Source organism: Paenibacillus sp. sgz302164 (assembly GCF_056120505.1).
On record NZ_JBVYOL010000008.1, the window covers coordinates 305,981 to 324,697 of the forward strand.

An 18,717-nucleotide genomic window follows, 5' to 3' on the forward strand; every position below is an offset into this window, starting at 1 on the left:
AAAGCCATTTTCATGACGGACGCCCTGCAAAGGTTCCTTCCATCGTTGAAATTGGCTTTTTGTTTGTGTTACAGCAGGCCTTCGTCGTGAGCTTTTTTGGACGCTTGTATGCGGTCGCGCACGTCCATTTTGGAGTAGATGCTGGAGATATAGTTTTTCACCGTACCTTCGGAAAGGTACAGTTTCTCGGCGATCTCCTTGTTGCTCAGGCCGTCGGCGATGCAGTGCAGCACCTGGACTTCGCGGTCGCTCAATCCGTACGCGTCGGTGCGGACGGTTTCCTCGACTTCCTTGGCGTCGAAATCGCGGTCTTCGAACGTTTGAGCTCCTCGCGCTTGCTTAACGAGCATTTTGGCGATGTCCTGCGGGATCAGCGTGCCGCCTTGGTGCACCCATTTGATGCCGGCGGCCAAATCTTTCGGATGTATCGCCTTGAGCAGATACCCTTCCGCGCCCGCGCCCAGCGCATCCATCACATAGTTGATTTCCTGAAACGTGGTCAGGATAATAACGCGGGTGCCGGGCCATTTTGTTTTAATTTGCCGCGTGGCTTCGACCCCGTCCATGACAGGCATGTGAATATCCATCAGCACGATATCCGGCTGCTGCTCTTCGCACAGCTTGATGGCGGCGCAGCCGTTCTCGGCAAGTCCGACTACGGTAATGTCCGGGTCCATATCCAGCACGATATGGAGGCTTTCTCTAATTAAATCCTGATCGTCGACCAAGAGCAGCTTTAATGGGCTTGAGTTCATCGGTTTACCCTCCTGAACATATTGTACCACTGGCATGCACAACTAAAAAGCAGGCTGCCGCCTGGCAGGGATCTTACAGGAAACTACCGTTCCCTGGTCGGGTACGGAGCGGACCTGCAATGTGCCCTGAAGGGCGGCGATGCGCTCCTGCATCGCGCTGATCCCGAAGCCGGCTTTCAATTGTTCCGCGCCGACACCGTTATCTTCAATGGTGAGCGTCACCTGGTCGCGGCAGTAAGCGAGCTTTACTTCAATGGCCGTAGCCCTGCCGTGCCGTTTGGCATTGGTTAGCGATTCCTGCAGGCAGCGGATGAGCGAAAGCTGCGTCTGCTTGGCAAGTTCATATTCGTCTCCGTCCATCATGAACCGGATCTGGGTTCCGGTATGCAGCGAGAACTCGCCTGTCAAGTGGGTAAGCTGGTAAGAAAGCAGCATGTCGCCGCCGTCAGGCACCATCTGATGAATGCTGCGGCGGACTTCTTCGAGACCGCTTCTGGTAACGTTGCGCAGCACGTCCAGCTTTTCCTTGGCTTTTTCCGGCGATGCTTCAATCAAATAAGCGACGGCATCCATCCCCATGATGACGGACGTAAACGTATGGCCGACGGTGTCGTGCAGTTCCCGCGCCATGCGATTGCGTTCCTCCAGCAGCGTAAGGTGTTCAATTTGGTTGGCGTATTGCTCCAGCGCCTTGTTTTGCTCATGGATCAGCATGTATTGATGCTGGTTTTCGGCCAGCAGGCGCACTGTTTTTTCATTGGAAGTGACGACCCGCTGCAGAGAGATTCCGATGGCAAAAGCGAGCGCCGCATTCATCGTCTGGCCGAGCACATCCGCTAATAGATTGCGGCTTTCCAGGAAGAAAAAATAAGAGAAAGGCACGATCAGCAGAAAAATGGGCGCGATCCACCATGCATTTTTTCGGTCGGTAAGGAATCCGATGATCATTAATGGGCAATTAATAAGAGAGTAGGCTTCTTTTTCCGCCCAAGATAGATAGATTTGCATAGGCGCATTCGTCAAAAGCACGGCAATCGGGTATAAAGTGGGGTTGATATAATTAGGCCGCCAAAACAGCAGCGGCAGCAAATAGCTAATCAGGATGCCGACGATAGTAATCGATACGGAAGCATGCTGGAACTCGTTTAAATGCAGCAGAATATAGAGCAGGCTAATAACGGTCGTACCTATCAATATAATAAAAAGAGACCATTCCGCGCCATGCCACTGTCTTCTTTGGACCATGCCCAAGCTCCTTTGCAGCGTTGTTGACCTTATGTTTATTGTACATAAAAAAAACCGGTTTCCATAGTGAGCCCAGTCATGGCTGTCATATGACTTTGCATGTGACTCCCGCATGACGATCGCCACTAGGAACGTGAAAAGACCATTTGCTAAGATGGATTTAATTGAAAAAGGAGAGGATTTAATGAAAACGGCAAATCCCGATGCACCCATTGTGCAAATCAGACGCGTTTCCAAAAAAATCGGTTCCAAGACGATCATCGACCAGCTCAGCTTTGACGTGCCGCGGGGAGAAGTGTTCGGCTTCTTGGGGCCTAACGGCGCGGGCAAAACAACGACGATCCGCATGATCGTAGGGCTCATGTCGATCACGGAGGGCGATATCCTTATCGGCGGCCGGTCGATCCGCACGCATTTCGAGGAGGCGATCCGCCATGTCGGCGCTATTGTGGAAAACCCGGAAATGTATAAATTTTTAAGCGGCTACCAAAATCTCGTCCATTACGCCAGAATGATTCCCGGCATTAAGGAAGATCGAATTCAGGAAGTCATTACGCTCGTCGGGATGGAGAACCGGATTCATGATAAAGTCAAAACCTACTCGCTCGGCATGCGCCAGCGTCTGGGAATTGCGCAGGCGCTGCTGCATAAGCCGTCCGTGCTCATTCTGGATGAGCCGACGAACGGGCTGGACCCGGCCGGAATCCGCGAGCTGCGCGATCATTTGCGCAAACTGACCCGCGAGGAAGGGATCTCCGTCATCGTATCCAGCCACCTGCTCGCCGAGATGGAGCTGATGTGCGACCGCGTAGCGATTATCCAAAACGGCAAGCTCGTCGACGTCAGGCCGATCGGGGAGTTCGTGCAGACCGGCGAAGCGATGCAGGTCGCTTTCGAGGTCGAGCCTTTGGATAAGGCGGCTGCGCTGATTGCCCAAATATCGCCGGAAACGGGCTTCGAGGTGCGGGGCGCCTCGCTCGTCATGGTGCTGGAAAAAGCCCGGATAGCGGAGTGGAACAAGCGCTTCGTAACGGCTGGCCTTCAAGTCTACGGGATTCGGACCGCGGCGAAATCGCTGGAAGATCAATTTTTGGAAATGACGGGAAGTGATCAGATTGCTTAACTTGGTGCAGAACGAGAATATGAAAATTTACCGCAGGCTGCGGACGTGGATTCTCTGTTTGCTGCTGATCGTTTTCGTCGGCTTCGCGGCGGCTTTCGCTCATGACGGCGTGCAAGCGAAGCAATCGGAGTGGCGGACCAACACACAGCTTTTGATCGAACAACAGAAAAAAGATATGGTGAATCCCGGCATGCCGGCGCGCCTCAAGGACGAATTGCGGAAAGAAATCGCGCTGAGCCAGTATGCTCTTGATCACGATATCCCGCCTGTCGGGACGACGATGTGGGGCGGCGTGCAAACGGCGGCCGGGCTGGTAAGCATAGTCACGTTGTTTACCGTCATCATTGCCGGAGACATGGTGGCGGGCGAATTTACGTGGGGGACGATCAAGCTGCTGCTGATTCGCCCTGCGAGCCGCTCGAAAATATTGCTGTCCAAATACGCGGCTACCTTGCTGTTCGCAGCCTTTTTGCTTGTCGTTTTGTTCGTCAGTGCGCTGATCATAAACGGGCTTCTCTTCGGCGTCCACAATCTGGGGATGCCTTACTTGACGGCCGGCGCCGACGGTGTCGTCCATGAGAGCGGCATGCTGGGGCACATATTGTCCGTATACGGTCTGAAGCTCGTTGAACTGATCATGGTGGTCACTCTTTCGTTCATGATCTCCACGGTGTTCCGCAGTTCCTCGCTGGCGATCGGCTTAAGCATCTTCATCATGACGGCCGGACAAATCGTGACAACGCTGCTGCTGCGCTACAGCTGGGGCAAATACTTTTTGTTTGCCAACACGGATCTGACGCAGTATTTGGACGGTCAACCGCCTGTGAATGGAATGACGATGGGCTTTTCCATTACAGTGCTGCTTTTCTACTATCTGCTTTTTATCGCGCTCTCCTGGGAAATATTCCGCAGAAGGGACGTAGCGGCATAACAAATGAAAACTGCGCTTCTCCCAGGCGGGATGCGCAGTTTTTTTGCGTCAATCTAAGCTTATTCGATTCCTTCCGGATATTTCCTTACATAATCGTGAATCGCACCCGGCACTTCCTGCAGGGAGGAAAGCTGGTAGAAAGCGCCCTGCGGCGCAACATCGATCGTTCCGGTATTGTATTCCCAATCCTGATGGGCTGGGATATGGATCGAATGGATGCCTGCGTGAAGCGCGGGTAGTACGTCGGTTCGGACTGAGTTGCCGATCATCCAGGTATGCCGCCGGTCAAAGCGCTGCTCCTGCAAAAGCGTCTGCATGAACTCCTTCGTTTTATGCACAGTCACAAAAATCCGGTCGTCAAAGTAGGCGTTCAGCCCCGAATCGCGCACTTTTTTCATCTGGATCGACGCGTCTCCGCCTGTATACAGAAACAGCTTGTGTCCGCCATTTTGCAGAGTTTCCAGCGTTTCATTCATTTGCGGATAAGGCTCGACCGTGTATTCGTATACGGTATGTCCAAGATCCATCAGCATTGCTTCCTCGCGCGGGCTTGCCGGGCGGTTGTACGTTTCGGAGAACCATTGATACGTCTCTACGAACGATTTGGGAAAGCGGTCAGGCATGAAGCCGTGGATTTGGACGCCCGCCAGGTCGATCTCCAACTGCTTTTGCTTGATGTGCTGCGGCTGCAGCTGCCTGCCGGAAAACCAGGTCAGCATCAGATCGACGAACTGGTCGATGACATAGTCAAAATATTTGTTGCAGTGAATGAGCGTGTCGTCAAGATCAAATAGAATCGTCTGTTCTTTCATCGGCATGTCTCCTGCATCAGCCAGAAATAAGGAATAACTACCATTATAACATGGCTATGGCAAACAGCCCAATAGAGAATGCGGCCAGCTATGGCAAAACAACTCTCACACGGTCGGATGCGGGGGGAATTTTAAATGGCGACGGTAACTCCGTCCATGGATTCGTTTTCTCCGGCCGGTGCCGGGAGGCTCTCCGGGCTGGCGGCGCTGCCGCTCTGGGCCGCTGGGGACGGCAGCTTTTTTTCCATGACGCTCGTACCCTGGAACACTCCGCCTTCCTCAATCGTGATGGAAGAGGTGTTGATGTTGCCCAAAAGGGAGCCGGTCGAAGTGATGATCAGCTTGCCGTTTGTCGCAACGTTGCCGTGCACGCTGCCGGCCACAATGACGTCCCGGGCCGTAATATCGGACTTCAGACTGCCGCGTTCGCCGATGATGACGTCGCCTGAGCACCGGATGTCGCCTGTGATCCGGCCTTCGATGCGGATGCTTGCCTCCGAACGGATGCATCCTTCGAAAGAGGTGCCTTCTCCGATGAGCGTATCGGTCGTATTCGGATTCGGGGCTTGCTTTTTGCTTTTGAACATGTCAGGGCGCGTCCTTTCGTATCGTTTTCAAATAAGGCCTCGGATTCGTGCTTTTGCCGTTTTTGGTCACTTCGTAATGCAGATGGGGTCCGGTACTGCGTCCGGTGGAACCGACGAGCCCGATGACGGCTCCTTCTTCCACGGTATCTTCCGGGTTGACGAAAATTTTGTTCAGATGCATGTAGCAGGTGCGCAAGCCTCCGCCATGCTCCAGCACGATGTTGTTCCCGCGGAACCGGTCGCTGCCGGTGCTGACGACTTTGCCGTAAGCCGCGGCGAACACGGGCTCGTCAGCTTTGGCGCCGATATCGATGCCGGAATGAAAGCTCGGCTGCGCGGTAAAAGGGTCCTTCCGATAGCCAAAATCGGAAGTGACAAGCTGTGAAGCCGTCGGCCACAGCGATGGGACGGCACGGCTGAGCCGCAGCCGGTGCTGGGCTCCGGTCAAGCTTGCCCGGAGCTTGTTCGCATCGGCGTGGAGCGCGGCCAGCGAGGCGGCCGTCCGTTCGCCGAGCTCCAATATTTCCGCCTGAGACACCGGGTTGTACAACCCGCCGGTGCCGAAGACGGAAATATCGGGTTTGCTTGCCGCGAGGCCGATCCCGGCCTGGGCGCCGGAACCCGCCCCGGGCGGCGCGAGCGTCAGCAGATCCCGCTCCAGCTTTTGTATCCGCGCCACTTCGGCTTTCATTTGCTCGGTCTGGCGGGAGAGCCGGATGACCTCGTTTTGCAATTGGTCGATAGCTTGATTTTTGGCGGCCAGAGCGGCGTTGAGCTGCTGCCGTTCGCCGTGCAGCTGCGATTGTAACACGCCTGCGTGCTGGTTTGCGTGCAGATAGAGCGCGTAGACGAGCAGCGCGGCTGTCAGCAGCATGAAACTGCCTGCGGCGGCCAAACAAGCATATATATTGGCAATTCGGAACCTGACGACGGATCGGTTGGCTTCGGGAATAATGACCAGCGTCAAGTTTTCCTGCTTCCATTTTAATTTCATAACGGTTTTGCATTCTCCTTGCATAGTTTTTGGCGGCTTTCATTGTCCGCCGAAAGGCAGGCACTAGGCGTCGACTTCTGGTGCCCAATGAATCGCGGCTGCATATATGCCACTCGCGCTGCGTCTTTGTACAGACTCCTGGTGGCCGTGCAGCGCCTGCAAATAACTGCAGCTGTGCCGGCCTCGAGGGGCGAGTTGGCCGGCAAGAGACGGCGCATCATTGGCACATGCGCGGCATAGAAAACCTGCAAAAGTGCATCTTTTTGCGGCTTAATACGCTTGCCGCGAAATATTCCTGCAAATCTGCAGGAATTCTCGCTCGTGCGCAGGGCTGGGCCCCGTTTTGAGCGGAAATTCCTGCACAATTGCAGGTATTCCCTAGAAACGGGCCGTTAGCATCGAAAAAGCCTGCACTTTCGCAGGTTTTTCGGCTGTTGGCCCTTTTCGTGGGGCTCGCCGCCAGCCAGCCAGGGGAGCGTAGCCGTCAGTTGGCTTCGCAGGCCTGCCGGCTACGCCCCCGAGGGCGAGCTGTTTTTGCTCGCCGGCCAGATCCGGCGCATCGTTGGCACATGCGCGGCATAGAAAACCTGCAAAAGTGCATCTTTTTGCGGCTTAATACGCCTGCCGCGAAATATTCCTGCAAATCTGCAGGAATTCTCGCTCTTGCGCAGGGCTCAGCCCCGTTTTGAGCGGAAATTCCTGCACAATTGCAGGTATTTCCCAGAAACGGGCCGTTAGCATCGAAAAAGCCTGCACTTTCGCAGGTTTTTCGGCTGCCAGCCCCTTTCGCAGGGTTTTGCCATCCCCGAACCCCGCGATCTTTGCCGCGGACCACCCTCACGCGCTTGCCGCCACCCGCCCCCGCGAGCCCGCCACCCGCCGGCTCCGCGGTTTTCGCCGGCGGACCGCCACACGCGCCGTCTTTGCCGGCCAAGCGCAGCGGAGCCGGCTGCTGCCACAGTCTCCGCCGTTCGGCCGCCGGGCCTGCTGTGCGCTGCATGCTTGCCAATCGCGCGAGCCCGCCGCCCGCCGTCTTCGCGGTCTTCGCCTGCGGACCGCCACACGCGCCGTCTTTGCCGGCCAAGCGCAGCGGAGCCGGCTGCTGCCACAGTCTCCGCCGTTCGGCCGCCGGGCCTGCTGTGCGCTGCATGCTTGCCAATCGCGCGAGCCCGCCGCCCGCCGTCTTCGCGGTCTTCGCCTGCGGACCGCCACACGCGCCGTCTTTGCCGGCCAAGCGCAGCGGAGCCGGCTGCTGCCACAGTCTCCGCCGTTCGGCCGACGGCCCTGCTGTGAGCTGCATGCTTGCCGCTCGCCGTCCCCACAGCCACCCGCCCGCCGTCTCCGCGGTCTTCGCCGGCCAAGCGCAGCGGAGCTGGCTGCTGCCACTCGTCTCCGCCGTTCGGCCGCCGAGCCTGCTGTGCGCTGCGTGCCTGCCAATCGCGCGAGCCTGCCGCCCGCCGTCTCCGCGGTCTTCGCCAGCGGACCGCCACCCGCGCCGTCTTTGTCGGCCAAGCTACGTATTGGATTTCGACTGCTTCAATTGGCTTACTTCCATATAGGTGGTGACGGCGGCAAGCGTCAGGCAGATGGCGTAGCCGACTGCGCAGAAAATTGCGACGCGTGGGGAGGTTCTGCCGAACATAAGGCCGACCCAGATGCAAACCGCGCACAGCAGTATAAGCGCATTGCCCGTCCAAATCCACCCGGTATACGAGAACCGTTGGCTCCATGCAGCAGTCTTGGTCTCGGGCTCAAAGGAAGAGTCGACTCCGGGGGCCTGCTGCGAATGTTCGCACTCAGTCTGCCTGCGGCGAAGTTTGGAGGCGGCAAACAGGATAGCCATAACCAAAGGCTGATAAGCGAGCACGATGACCGGGAAGCTGAAATTGGCAAAAGAGAGCATATCCGTCGTGCTTCGGAACGAGACGATGGTAGTGAGGCATATGAGCAAAGCCGCCTGCTTGTTGAAGATCGGATAATTGCGCTCTTTCAACAAGCTGCTGATCCCCAGCAGCAAAGCGGTATAGATGGCCAACGTCTTGCAGACGATCGTCGGGAACCAGACGCTCAGGATAGCGATGTCAACCCGGTCGAGAAAATCCGTCACATGAATCATCTGGATCAGATTATGCGTCGGATACAAAAATTTGCCGGGCATTTTCGGCCCGAGCACAATCAGAATCGTAAAAATGACAAGAGTCAGAATCACGATGCCAAGCACGGTGCCATGGCGTATCGCAGAACGGATATGATCGGCGTTGTAAAGCCCGTGCAAAAAGGCGCCCAAAACGAAAATATCTCCTGCGCCCCCGAGAGCCAGTATGTTGGTCGAGCCGATCGCCTGGAACGGAACGGTCAAAGCCGGCAGCACGAGTTTAAGGGACAATTCGTTCGACAAAAAGATCGGCATCAGGACAACAGTGATGACGAATAAAGGATAGAACAGATCATTGACGCGAACGATGACTTCCATGCTGCTTTTGCCGTAATAAATGAGAATCAGACAAGCGAGCAAGACCAATATTTCCAATGGCGTATTATGGAGCAATAAAGTGGCGCTGAATCTGGACATGTAAGAAATGTCGCGGACGACAGCCAGCCAAAAATGGAGCAAAATGAGCAGGTTGACGGCCGTTCCTCCCCATCTTCCCAGCAGCAGCATCGAAATTTCAAAAATATGCATGTTCGGAAAATGTTTGGTCAAATAACCGAAAAAGGCGGCTACAAGAAACACATACGCAGCCGGCAGCAAGTAGCTGAACCATGCATCCATCTCGCCTACCCGAATGAGCACATTTTGCAGACTCAGGACGCCCCAGCTTGTGAGCAGGGAAGAGGAGAGCCAGGCGACCTGCCGCTGATTAATGATTTGTTTGCTGTCCATGGAAATGTTGTTCACCCCTTTCCGTGTTAAGTTCCGTGCATTACATGCCAATCAAGCTGCTGAACCAAGGGGCGACCGTAAGAATGAAGAAACGGGTCGGTGTAAAAACGGGCATATGCAAATATTTGAATGTGAAAAGTACGGCGATTCCGGCGAACTGCAGCGCATATAACGTTTTCACGCTATTTTTCTCTTTCTTGAGGATTTTCCAATCCATCGCAACGCTGAGCGCTACGATGAAAAGAAAAGCGAGCATAAATATGAGGTTCATGGATTCATCCCATCCTTCACCGCATTTTGATTGATGAGTCCCGTTTCCGTAACGGAAGCTTCGACTTTAATGTTGAACCGGGCTTTCTTGAAAGTTTCCTCCCAATTTTCCGCCAAACGTTCTTTCCATACCTTCGGATGGCTGCGCCATACGATCAAGCCGAGCTGCGCCGAATCCGTTCCTTCCTTTTGCATCTGCTTGATGGTTGCCTGAACGCACTTCTTCACCTGATCGGCGAACTTTCGTTCGATTCTGTGATCGTTGTCCGCATTGTTTAAATCTTGTTCGGAGCGATCCTCGCGTACGGTGCCGATCGCTTCCAACGTCAAGTCGAACGTTACTTCGTCTCCATTGATCACCGGCACAATTTCAGTGCGTCCTTTTGATACCAATATGCTCATGTATTTGTCATCCTCTACGGGAAAAGTAAGCGTATGTTCTTTTACCTTGTTTCTCAGCCACATGAGGCCTTGCGCCTCGCGGTCTTTATATACGCCTACCATTTTCTCCCCTTTGAACTGAGCGTATCCGGCCAATTGCACCTCTTTGGACTTATGATTCGTGCCTTCGCTGTCCTTTTCTTCGAAGTAAGAGATGAACGGATCGCCGTGGAAGGCGAGCGCGAGACCGATGTCTTTCGTCGAGGTAGGGATGGCGAGCGACGATTTGGCGAGCTCGCGGATCGCTTCCGCCGGAAAACGCTCGAATTTGGGCGTTGTATTGAGCAATTCGTAGCCCTTGCCTTTGGCGATGACGAGAAAGCTGGTCATCCGGCTGTCCGTGGACCGCGGGACTACGTCGAACATGAGGGCTATGCCTTGTTTGGCCAAAGCTTCACCGATGATGATCGTCCGCCGGTGCGCCAGGAACAGCTTGCGGGACATGCGCATCTGCAGCTTGCTGGTAGCTTCCCGAAAGGTCTTGCCCACTTCCGAATCGATGTAGTAGCTTTTGGCTCCGGATGTACCGCCGCCGCCGCCGCTTGCTCCGCCCATGGAGCCGGGAAGCGGAAGCTGGTAAGCTACCCGAAACCTCCCGTCCTCCTCCAAATCGACCGAAGAGCTTAAAACAAAAGCAACGTCGTTCGTCTCGATGCGGTCCCAACAGCCTGTCAGCAAAGGTGCGGTTAAGGCGAAGGTCGCAACCAGCGTGAGCGGCAGTTTACGATTTGCCATTTTGCTTGTCCTCCCTGTTCGCTCTATGTTCATGCCGAATGTTGCTTCCGTCCACGCCTCCGTCCTGTTGAATCTGTTCGCTCAAACCGCCGTCCAAACGATTCGTATCCTGGATGGGCATGAATTCCGGACGTTTTTGCATTTTCCACCATGGGGCGCGGATGAGCACATCTTGGAGGTCGCCGGTCGATAGAGGCCCGAGCGGGGACAAATACGGCGCCCCGAAGGAGCGGAGATTGGCCAAATGTCCGACCAGAAGCATCAGGCAGAAAAAAATGCCGTAAAAGCCGAACAAGGCGCCTGCTATCAATATCGGAAAGCGCATCATCCGGATGGCGATCGCCCCGTTGAAGCGGGGAATGGTAAAGGAAGCGATGCCCGTAATGGATACGACGATAACCATCGGCGCCGAAACGATGCCGGCTTGAACGGACGCTTGTCCGACAACGAGCGCCCCCAGGATGCTGACCGCGGAGCCGACGGCTTTGGGCAGCCGGATGCCCGCTTCCCGCAGCGCTTCGAACGTGATTTCCATAATGAAAGCTTCGACGACCGCCGGAAAAGGAATGGCTTCGCGGGATGCCGCTACGCTCAGCATTAATGTCGTCGGCAGCAGTTCCTGATGATACGTTGTGATCGCCACATACAATGCCGGCGTCGTCAACGACAGAAATAAAAACACATACCTGAGCCAGCGGAGCAATGTCCCGATCTGGAAGCGCTCATAGTAGTCCTCGCTGGCCTGCAAAATTTGCACGAAAACAAAAGGGACGAGCAGCACAAACGGCGTTCCGTCGATCAAAATCGCTACTCTGCCCTGCAGCAGCGCCGTCGTCACGACATCCGGCCGCTCGGTGTTCTGGATCTGAGGGAACGGGGAGTACGTATCGTCCTGAATCAATTCCTCGATCATGCCCGATTCAATGACGGAATCGATATGGATCTGTTCCAGCCGCTTGACGACTTCTTCGACAAGCGATGGCGTAGCCAGATCGTCAATATAAGAGACGACGATGCTCGTATTGCTTTCCTTGCCGATGGTCATCGATTTCATCTTCAGCCTCGGCGTCTTCAGCTTGCGGCGGATCATCGATGTATTCGTGCGCAGACTTTCCACGAAGCCTTCTTTCGGTCCGCGAACGACGGTTTCCGTATCGGGCTCGTTGACCGAACGCTTCTCCATGCCGCGAATGCCGAGCAAAGCCGCCTTCGCGTTGCCTTCCACCAGCAGAGCGGTATCACCGCTCAGCGTCGAGACAAGAAGGTCTCCGTAATTGTCGGAGACCTGGGTTTGCGAGACCGGCAGCGTCACGTTGACGATCCGCTCGATCGACGTCTCGCCGCCGCCAAACAGCATCAGCGACCTCATCGTATCGTTGAGCAGCTGCGTGTTGACCAGCCCGTCTACGAAGAGCAGCAGCGCGGGAACGTTCGGATGAATCTCGAACTCCCGCACCACGATATCCGAGCAATCCCGAAAAATCTCTTTAATGAAGTCGTGATTATCTTCCAGCAAAAGTGACAGCTTCGTCTTTTTCAGATCTTCGATAAATTGGTAGTCCAGCGATTCCGCCAAATCATGCGGCGCATCGTCCGGCTTGCCGTGCACGCGGTTTCGCAGCAGGCGGTTCATCAACCCTTTGGATCTGTCCGACATGTTGGTATACCTCCCGTTGCAGGCTGGAACGAATCCACATATATTGTTCTCGAATCGCAGGATTTTATTACGATTTTTGGAAGCCGGCACCTCCGTCCGGCAGATTCCTGGCACAAAATCCGTAAACTGGAATAGCCGATCAGCCGTTGGTATAAGCTAACACGACAGCATAGCGTGCAGTGTTTCAGCCGGATTTTGAGAGACAAAGGAGATGACGCCGTGTTTTGGCTCGTTATGGTGCTGCTGCTCTTCATATTCCAGGCGGCGACCATCCTGATCGGCGAATATCGAAGGCCTTCGAAGACGGTGGCGTGGCTGCTGGTTCTGTTTATTTTTCCCATCATCGGATTTGTCATGTACTATTTTCTAGCCAAAGAATATACGCAGCGCAAAATGGTCCGCCGGAAAGGTCCGCGCAAAATCGATGAACTTCAGCATCAATTGCTGAGTCAGGTATCCCCGGCAGGCGGCCAGGCCGATGCCTCGCTGTGCGAGCTGTTCAAGGAACCGCGGCTTTGCAGCCTGCTCCATAACATCCCCGGCTCGCCGATTACGCGCAACAACCGGGTGGTCGTGCTGACGAACGCGGACGCCACCTACGATTCCATGCTTGAGGCGCTTGAAAAAGCGGAGAAGCATATCCACTTCGAGTTCTACACGATCAGGCACGACCGGATCGGAACGAAGTTTCAGGAGGTGCTGATCCGCAAGGCGCGGGAGGGGGTCAAAGTAAGGATTATTTATGACGGTATCGGCAGCTACAAGCTGGCGGGCGAGTACATAAACAAGCTGAAACAGGCGGGAGCGGAGGTGCACCCGTTCCTGCCGCCGCTGATCGCCTTTTTTGACAAACGGCTTAATTACCGGAATCATCGTAAAATTGTCGTCGTCGACGGTTTGACGGGCTTTTTGGGCGGGATTAATATCGGGGATGAATATTTGGGGAAAGATTCCAGTCTCGGCTTTTGGCGCGACACGCATCTGAAGCTGCTGGGGGATTCGGTATACTGCTTGCAGCAGACGTTCCTGACCGACTGGCTGTTCGTTAGCGGCAAGCGGCCGGCCGAGGATACCCTGTTTCCCGAACACGAGCAGCCGCCGTCCTCTTTGGTGCAGATCATCTCAAGCGGGCCCGACGCGCATTGGGATTCCATTCAGGAAATGTTTTTTGCCGGGATCGTCGCCGCGAAAAGACGGGTTTACATGACGACGCCGTATTTTATACCCGACCCGAGCATCGCCATGGCGCTCAAAACAGCCGTCGTCAGCGGCGTCGATGTCCGCATCATTTTGCCGTTCAAAGCCGATTCCCGGCTGGTTCAATACGCGTCAAGGTCGTATTTGCGCGAGCTGATGCAGGCCGGAGTCCGCTTTTATTTGTACCGCAAAGGGTTCATTCACGCCAAAGTGATGCTTATCGACCGGATCATGGCTACGGTGGGCACGGCCAACATGGATTTGCGCAGCTTTTTCAGCAATTTCGAACAAAATGCGGTCATGTTTGACCGGGAGGTGATCGAACGGCTGGAGGACGATTTCATGCAGGATCTGAAAGCAAGCGAGGAGCTGAAGCTCGCTGAGTTCGAGAAGCGGTCCCGGTTGGAAAAGGGCAAGGAAGTTTTGGCGCGGATGCTGTCGCCGCTGTTTTGAAGCCGGCATGCCGTTGATGCTGTTTATGCCGCAGTGTTGCTATTGCAGCCGTTCGAGAACGGCATCCAGATTTTGCGGCGGGACCTGCTCGATCAGGTCTCCCATCTGCCGCAGCCTGCCCGTAACGGTATGCAGATTGAACTCGCCGGGCTTTGGGCGCAGTTGGACCTCTTTCCATAAAAGCGGCGTAGAGACCGAAGCGTGCTTCGTGGCGCGCGGCGTGTAGGGAGCGGACAGCGTTTTTCCGTACCAGTGCTGCAAATAATCGATGTAAATAAGGTCGCCCCTGTTCTTCTTGAACCGTTCGATGGTGAAGAGACTGGGGTGTTTTTTTACCGCATAAGCTCCGACAAAATGGCCGATCCGCCGCAATTGCTCAAACGTATAGCCCGGGCGAATCGGAATATAAATCTGTACGCCGGTGGCCCCCGACGTTTTGGCTATGGACTGGATGCGAAGGGAATCGAGTATTTCCCCGATGATCAGGGCGGCCTCCATAATCCGCGGCTCCTCCGTCAGGCTCGGGTCGATATCGATGACCCACTCTGCGGGAAGCGTCTCGCCGACGCGGTGGAAGGACGGATGAAATTCCAGGCAAGCGAGATTGCCGAGCCAGATCAAGGTCGGGACCGAGTCGAGGTTCACGTAATTGATGCCGTCCAGCGGGGCCAGATTGACAAAGCCTGGCACCGGTTCGGGCGCATTTTTTTGGTAAAACGACTTGTCGTTGTATCCATGGGGAAAGCGGATGGTCGTCAGATGCCGGTTGCGGCAGTACCGCAGCAGGAACGGAGCGAGCTCGGTCAGCTTGACCAAATAATCGGCTTTCGTAATTCCTGCCTCGGGCCACAAAGGTTTGCCGGGGTTCGTTATCGTCAACTCGTGGCCTTCTACAAGCAAAATACCTTTCGTTGTAACTGCCATTGCGGCGGCTCCTTTCGGGGGGAATGATTCGCTCTAGTATTTCCAATATCGGATGTTCTCAAAAACAAGTTGACAAAAAGGTTCGAATCTATAATAATAAAAGTGTATTACAATTAGTTAGCGACATCCGAAAGGATAGTTTATATGAAATCGTAATTATATTGAACAAGCCTGGAAAAAGCCGGCGGTGTGGTGCAGTGCGCGCACGGATTTGCGGGCCGCTAACTGACTGTAGATGCACATTTCTTAATAGAAATCGGAGGAGTAAGGCTAATGAGCACACCATTTTTCACTGCTGTAAAAGAAAGACGTTCGGTTTATGGCTTGGGCAAAGAAGAGATCGTATCGCGCGAGAAAATTCAGGAAATCGTATTGGAAGCTGTGAAACATACGCCATCCTCATTTAATTCTCAAAGTGCCCGGGTAGTCGTTCTGTTCGGCGAACAATCCGATAAATTGTGGAACATTACGAAAGAAACGCTTAGAAAAATCGTTCCAGCCGAAAATTTCGCTTCGACCGAAGAAAGAGTGAACAGCTTTGCCGGCGGCTACGGCACGGTTCTGTTCTTCGAGGATCAAACGGTTATCGAAGGCTTGCAAAAGCAATTCGCCACATACGCGGACAACTTCCCGATCTGGTCCGGCCATTCCTCCGGCATGCTGCAATTCGTCGTTTGGACGGCCTTGGAAGCGGAAGGTCTGGGCGCATCCCTGCAGCACTACAACCCGCTGATCGACGCGGAAGTTAAACAAACATGGAACATTCCAAACGAATGGAACTTGATCGCGCAGATGCCTTTCGGCAAGCCAACCGTGACATCAGGCGAAAAACAGTTCCAACCGCTCGAAGAAAGAGTAAAATTCATTCAATAATTTTTCCTATACAAAAGGCTGCCTGCGGGCAGTCTTTTTGTTTTTTGGAAGCTTTCTGCCGGCAAGGTGAAAAACGAGTACACTAGAGCCGGCAGCACAGTTGTCCGGCAACGCGAAGAATAGCTGCAAAAACCCTCATATCGCCGTAGACGTCCCCCCAGAATGGAAATAATCAGGTCTGGTTTGGTTTGAGAATAACTGCAAAACGCAAAGACTAGAGCCAGCAGCACATCTGTCTGGCAACGCAAAGAAGACCTGCAAGGCGTGAGAATGTCTGCAAAGTGCGAAGAAGACCTGCAAGGCGTGAGAATGTCTGCAAAGTGCGAAGAAGACCCGCAAGGCGTGAGAATGTCTGCAAAGTGCGAAGAAGACCTGCAACACGTGAGAATGTCTGCAGCACGCGAAGAAAACCTGCAAAAGTGCAGTTTTTTCCTCGTCGGTGAGGCTGTTGCGAAATATTCCTGCAAAAGTGCAGGCTTTTTTGCATGTTCACGAGTTTAGGCCCATTTTTATCGGGAATTCCTGCACTATCGCAGGTTTTTCCTCAAAATGAACCGCATTCGCAGAAAAAACCTGCACTTTTGCAGGTTTTCGGGCTGTTGTCTGCCCGCTTCATGAATGCGCACTCGCGGCAGCTCCCAGTGCGCGGTGTTGCGCCGCATGACGGCGGCCGGTCGGCCACATGGCTGCGCCAAAGGCACCATCGGGCTGCTCAACAACAGCCTGACTTTTGCAGGCGCACGCTCCCGGCGGTATGCCGGCGAACAGGTTTTGTACACGCTATCCATACATTTGCAGCAGTGCAGGACGTATAGAAGCGGGCGGTTTGGCGGAGTCTAATGGAAAATGACAGGAGTCAAATGGCGGAGGTACTATGGAATTTCAACCGGTCATTCCTTTCGAGCCTGTATCGGGGGCGTCCGCTCCGGAAGGCCCTGAGTGGATTCATCAAGTGAAGTGGGACGGCGTCCGGATGCTCGTCTATTACGACGGCAGCGGCTGCCGGCTGTTCAATCGCAAACGGAACGAGCGGACGCTGAACTATCCGGAGCTGACGGACGTCGCCGCTTACTGCGCGGCCGAATCGGTCATTCTGGATGGCGAGATTATCGCGCTGGACGCTTCAGGCAAGCCATCCTTTCATGAAGTGATGCGCCGGGACGGCATTCGCCGGGCGGATAAGCTCGAAGCGGCACGCCGGGCAGTGCCGATCACATATATGGTATTCGACGTGCTCTACTATAACGGCGAATGGGTGACGGGCCGGCCGCTGACCGAGCGCCTGGCGCTGCTTGACCGGATTGTCGCCGGGAACGAATCCGTGCAAAAAGTGCCGTCCTTTCCCGACGGCGGCCAGCTTTTTCAGCTTATGAAGTCGCAGGGGATGGAGGGAATCGTCAGCAAAAACAAAAACAGCGTCTACGCCGCCGACGGCAAAGACCAACGCTGGATCAAGGTGAAAAATTACGGTGACATCATTGCCGTCATCGGGGGCTACACGCTGAACGGCGGCGTCGTGAACGCCGTTTTGGTCGGCGTATACGATGACAAGCAGCGGCTGTACTACATCGGTCACGTAGGCACAGGCAAAATGGCCAGAAGCGAGTGGGTCCGGCTTACGAAAGAGCTGGAACCGACGGTGATTATGCAGAAGCCTTTTTTCAACAGCCATCCGGATATGAGAGGGGCCTTTTGGGTGAAGCCGCAAAAAGCGGTCAAAATCCAATACACCGAATGGCGCTACCAAGAAGGAAGAACGCTGCGCCAGCCTTCGATCCAGGCTTTTGTAGACGTTCCGCCGCACGAATGTGTGTTCATGTTCAGGTAATGCTTTCCTTCGACTTCGCCTTCCGGGTCCGCGGCTTCGGTTTGGCGGCGTCCTTCTCTTTCCCTGTGGCCTCGGATTCAGGCGCCAAAAGCTTTTCCGCATCCAGCGGCTTCACCGCATCCAGACTGGCCTGAAGCGCGGCCATCAAATCGATCACGCTCGTTCTTTGCAGCTCCGGCGCCGCCTGCACTTCCTCGCCGGCCACTTTATGCTCAATGGCCTCCATCAGCCTGCTGCGGTATTCGTCCTTATACTTTTCCGGCTCGAACGGGGTGGAGAGCTGGTTGATCAGCATTTTTGCCATTTCCAGCTCGCGGTCGTTCACCGTAATCCGCTCGGGCAAATTGGGGACTTGGTTGATCGGGCGAATCTCGTCCGGGTAAAAAATCGTCTCCATAGCAATGCAGTTATCGATGACGCGGATCGCGGCAAGCGAGCTTTTGGAGCGGATCGACACTTTGGCGATGCCGATTTTGCCCGACTGCTTCATCGATTCCAGCAGCAGATTGTAGGCTCCCGCTCCGGTCTCGCCAGGGGCCAAATAATACGTTTTTTGAAAATATACCGGATCGATGTCCGTTAAATTGACAAAATCCAGTATTTTAATTTCCTTGTTCGCCTCGCCGGAAATCATTTCAAGCTCTTCTTTTTCAAAAAGCACAAACCGTCCCGGCTCATACTCGTAGCCCCGCGTAATTTCTTCCCACTCTACTTCCCTCTCGCAAGTATGGCATTTACGCACATAAGCCAGCGGGGTAATGCAAGCTTTGTGAATATAACGCATGGAGATGTCTTTATCCTCCGTCGCCGAAAACATTTTCACAGGCACATGGACCAGACCGAAGCTGATCGCGCCTTTCCAAACGGTATGCATGCCGACTCCCTCCAAAAAAGGTTGATTCTATCAATTGTTCTTATACAGTATTCTCCAGGATGAGAGGCTTTATACGATAGACAGCGGCGAGCGGCGGGCATGATTTTGCGCTGTGGGGGCAACTTAAAAGTGGA

At 54.5% G+C, this 18,717-nt stretch carries 18 protein-coding genes; 6 read left to right on the forward strand and 12 right to left on the reverse strand.

Translation table 11 applies throughout. The annotated features are described in order from the left end of the window. Positions 1 to 68 precede the first annotated feature (68 nt). Complete coding sequence (locus tag AC0LWT_RS15875; protein ID WP_474682231.1) at positions 69 to 755, reverse strand: response regulator; 687 nt, start codon at positions 753 to 755, stop codon at positions 69 to 71. Positions 756 to 797: 42 nt separating this feature from the next. Further along, entirely contained in the window at positions 798 to 2,000 is a 1,203-nt protein-coding gene (locus AC0LWT_RS15880; protein WP_474682232.1) for a sensor histidine kinase, read from the reverse strand. A gap of 184 nt (positions 2,001 to 2,184) precedes the next feature. Between AC0LWT_RS15880 and AC0LWT_RS15885 the strand changes: the two genes are divergently transcribed. Together AC0LWT_RS15885 and AC0LWT_RS15890 are read left to right on the forward strand one after the other, a co-directional pair. Beyond that, complete coding sequence (locus tag AC0LWT_RS15885) at positions 2,185 to 3,123, forward strand: ABC transporter ATP-binding protein (protein WP_474682233.1); 939 nt, start codon at positions 2,185 to 2,187, stop codon at positions 3,121 to 3,123. Beyond that, positions 3,107 to 4,054, forward strand: coding sequence for an ABC transporter permease (locus AC0LWT_RS15890; protein WP_474682234.1), 948 nt, complete (start codon positions 3,107 to 3,109; stop codon positions 4,052 to 4,054). Before AC0LWT_RS15885 ends, AC0LWT_RS15890 begins: the two co-directional genes overlap by 17 nt. Before the next feature lie 59 nt (positions 4,055 to 4,113). On the opposite strand, the gene AC0LWT_RS15895 is transcribed toward AC0LWT_RS15890, so the two are convergent. From AC0LWT_RS15895 to AC0LWT_RS15930, 8 genes are all read right to left on the reverse strand, one after another. Beyond that, positions 4,114 to 4,866: an HAD family hydrolase gene (locus AC0LWT_RS15895; RefSeq protein ID WP_474682235.1), complete on the reverse strand. Its 753-nt coding sequence runs from the start codon at positions 4,864 to 4,866 to the stop codon at positions 4,114 to 4,116. Positions 4,867 to 4,997: 131 nt separating this feature from the next. Next, positions 4,998 to 5,453: a bactofilin family protein gene (locus tag AC0LWT_RS15900; RefSeq protein ID WP_474682236.1), complete on the reverse strand. Its 456-nt coding sequence runs from the start codon at positions 5,451 to 5,453 to the stop codon at positions 4,998 to 5,000. Between the two features lies 1 nt (position 5,454). After that, positions 5,455 to 6,447 carry a peptidoglycan DD-metalloendopeptidase family protein gene (locus AC0LWT_RS15905; RefSeq protein WP_474682237.1) on the reverse strand — a complete coding sequence of 331 codons (993 nt, stop codon included), beginning with the start codon at positions 6,445 to 6,447 and terminating at the stop codon, positions 5,455 to 5,457. Between the two features lie 734 nt (positions 6,448 to 7,181). Continuing rightward, a complete protein-coding gene (locus tag AC0LWT_RS15910) occupies positions 7,182 to 7,937 on the reverse strand; it encodes a hypothetical protein (protein ID WP_474682238.1) in 756 nt (251 codons plus the stop codon). A gap of 23 nt (positions 7,938 to 7,960) precedes the next feature. Further along, positions 7,961 to 9,331: a GerAB/ArcD/ProY family transporter gene (locus AC0LWT_RS15915; protein ID WP_474682239.1), complete on the reverse strand. Its 1,371-nt coding sequence runs from the start codon at positions 9,329 to 9,331 to the stop codon at positions 7,961 to 7,963. 40 nt (positions 9,332 to 9,371) lie between these two features. After that, a complete protein-coding gene (locus AC0LWT_RS15920; RefSeq protein ID WP_474682240.1) occupies positions 9,372 to 9,602 on the reverse strand; it encodes a hypothetical protein in 231 nt (76 codons plus the stop codon). Further along, positions 9,599 to 10,777 carry a Ger(x)C family spore germination protein gene (locus AC0LWT_RS15925; RefSeq protein WP_474682241.1) on the reverse strand — a complete coding sequence of 393 codons (1,179 nt, stop codon included), beginning with the start codon at positions 10,775 to 10,777 and terminating at the stop codon, positions 9,599 to 9,601. The genes AC0LWT_RS15920 and AC0LWT_RS15925 overlap by 4 nt, the downstream gene beginning before the upstream one ends. Then, the gene (locus AC0LWT_RS15930) at positions 10,764 to 12,434 is read right to left on the reverse strand and encodes a spore germination protein (protein WP_474682242.1); all 1,671 of its coding nucleotides are present in this window, start codon (positions 12,432 to 12,434) and stop codon (positions 10,764 to 10,766) included. The genes AC0LWT_RS15925 and AC0LWT_RS15930 overlap by 14 nt, the downstream gene beginning before the upstream one ends. Positions 12,435 to 12,653: 219 nt before the next feature. On the opposite strand from AC0LWT_RS15930, the gene cls reads away from it, so the two are divergent. Continuing rightward, positions 12,654 to 14,084 carry a cardiolipin synthase gene (gene cls, locus AC0LWT_RS15935; protein ID WP_474682243.1) on the forward strand — a complete coding sequence of 477 codons (1,431 nt, stop codon included), beginning with the start codon at positions 12,654 to 12,656 and terminating at the stop codon, positions 14,082 to 14,084. Positions 14,085 to 14,123: 39 nt separating this feature from the next. Here cls and ligD read toward each other — a convergent pair whose 3' ends face one another. Beyond that, the gene (ligD, locus tag AC0LWT_RS15940; RefSeq protein ID WP_474682244.1) at positions 14,124 to 15,008 is read right to left on the reverse strand and encodes a non-homologous end-joining DNA ligase; all 885 of its coding nucleotides are present in this window, start codon (positions 15,006 to 15,008) and stop codon (positions 14,124 to 14,126) included. A gap of 273 nt (positions 15,009 to 15,281) precedes the next feature. Between ligD and AC0LWT_RS15945 the strand changes: the two genes are divergently transcribed. The 3 genes from AC0LWT_RS15945 to AC0LWT_RS15955 all read left to right on the forward strand — a co-directional run bounded on the left by AC0LWT_RS15945 (position 15,282) and on the right by AC0LWT_RS15955 (position 17,709). Then, positions 15,282 to 15,881 (forward strand): nitroreductase family protein, encoded by a 600-nt coding sequence (locus AC0LWT_RS15945; RefSeq protein ID WP_474682245.1) that lies wholly within the window; start codon positions 15,282 to 15,284, stop codon positions 15,879 to 15,881. Positions 15,882 to 16,541: 660 nt separating this feature from the next. Next, the gene (locus AC0LWT_RS15950) at positions 16,542 to 16,721 is read left to right on the forward strand and encodes a hypothetical protein (protein WP_474682246.1); all 180 of its coding nucleotides are present in this window, start codon (positions 16,542 to 16,544) and stop codon (positions 16,719 to 16,721) included. 34 nt (positions 16,722 to 16,755) lie between these two features. Beyond that, positions 16,756 to 17,709: an ATP-dependent DNA ligase gene (locus AC0LWT_RS15955; protein ID WP_474682247.1), complete on the forward strand. Its 954-nt coding sequence runs from the start codon at positions 16,756 to 16,758 to the stop codon at positions 17,707 to 17,709. Here AC0LWT_RS15955 and ku read toward each other — a convergent pair. Then, entirely contained in the window at positions 17,702 to 18,583 is an 882-nt protein-coding gene (ku, locus tag AC0LWT_RS15960) for a non-homologous end joining protein Ku (protein WP_474682248.1), read from the reverse strand. The two genes, AC0LWT_RS15955 and ku, sit on opposite strands and share 8 nt — an antisense overlap. Positions 18,584 to 18,717 lie beyond the last annotated feature (134 nt).

Bases quoted from the DNA above. Each gene is read 5' to 3' on its own strand.
- AC0LWT_RS15920 (WP_474682240.1), bottom strand. From the start codon at position 9,602: ATGAACCTCATATTTATGCTCGCTTTTCTTTTCATCGTAGCGCTCAGC.
- AC0LWT_RS15905 (WP_474682237.1), bottom strand. From the start codon at position 6,447: ATGAAATTAAAATGGAAGCAGGAAAACTTGACGCTGGTCATTATTCCC.
- AC0LWT_RS15945 (WP_474682245.1), top strand. From the start codon at position 15,282: ATGAGCACACCATTTTTCACTGCTGTAAAAGAAAGACGTTCGGTTTAT.
- AC0LWT_RS15875 (WP_474682231.1), bottom strand. From the start codon at position 755: ATGAACTCAAGCCCATTAAAGCTGCTCTTGGTCGACGATCAGGATTTA.
- AC0LWT_RS15895 (WP_474682235.1), bottom strand. From the start codon at position 4,866: ATGAAAGAACAGACGATTCTATTTGATCTTGACGACACGCTCATTCAC.
- AC0LWT_RS15930 (WP_474682242.1), bottom strand. From the start codon at position 12,434: ATGTCGGACAGATCCAAAGGGTTGATGAACCGCCTGCTGCGAAACCGC.
- ku (WP_474682248.1), bottom strand. From the start codon at position 18,583: ATGCATACCGTTTGGAAAGGCGCGATCAGCTTCGGTCTGGTCCATGTG.
- ligD (WP_474682244.1), bottom strand. From the start codon at position 15,008: ATGGCAGTTACAACGAAAGGTATTTTGCTTGTAGAAGGCCACGAGTTG.
- AC0LWT_RS15880 (WP_474682232.1), bottom strand. From the start codon at position 2,000: ATGGTCCAAAGAAGACAGTGGCATGGCGCGGAATGGTCTCTTTTTATT.
- AC0LWT_RS15925 (WP_474682241.1), bottom strand. From the start codon at position 10,777: ATGGCAAATCGTAAACTGCCGCTCACGCTGGTTGCGACCTTCGCCTTA.
- AC0LWT_RS15955 (WP_474682247.1), top strand. From the start codon at position 16,756: ATGGAATTTCAACCGGTCATTCCTTTCGAGCCTGTATCGGGGGCGTCC.
- AC0LWT_RS15885 (WP_474682233.1), top strand. From the start codon at position 2,185: ATGAAAACGGCAAATCCCGATGCACCCATTGTGCAAATCAGACGCGTT.
- AC0LWT_RS15915 (WP_474682239.1), bottom strand. From the start codon at position 9,331: ATGGACAGCAAACAAATCATTAATCAGCGGCAGGTCGCCTGGCTCTCC.
- AC0LWT_RS15950 (WP_474682246.1), top strand. From the start codon at position 16,542: ATGACGGCGGCCGGTCGGCCACATGGCTGCGCCAAAGGCACCATCGGG.
- AC0LWT_RS15900 (WP_474682236.1), bottom strand. From the start codon at position 5,453: ATGTTCAAAAGCAAAAAGCAAGCCCCGAATCCGAATACGACCGATACG.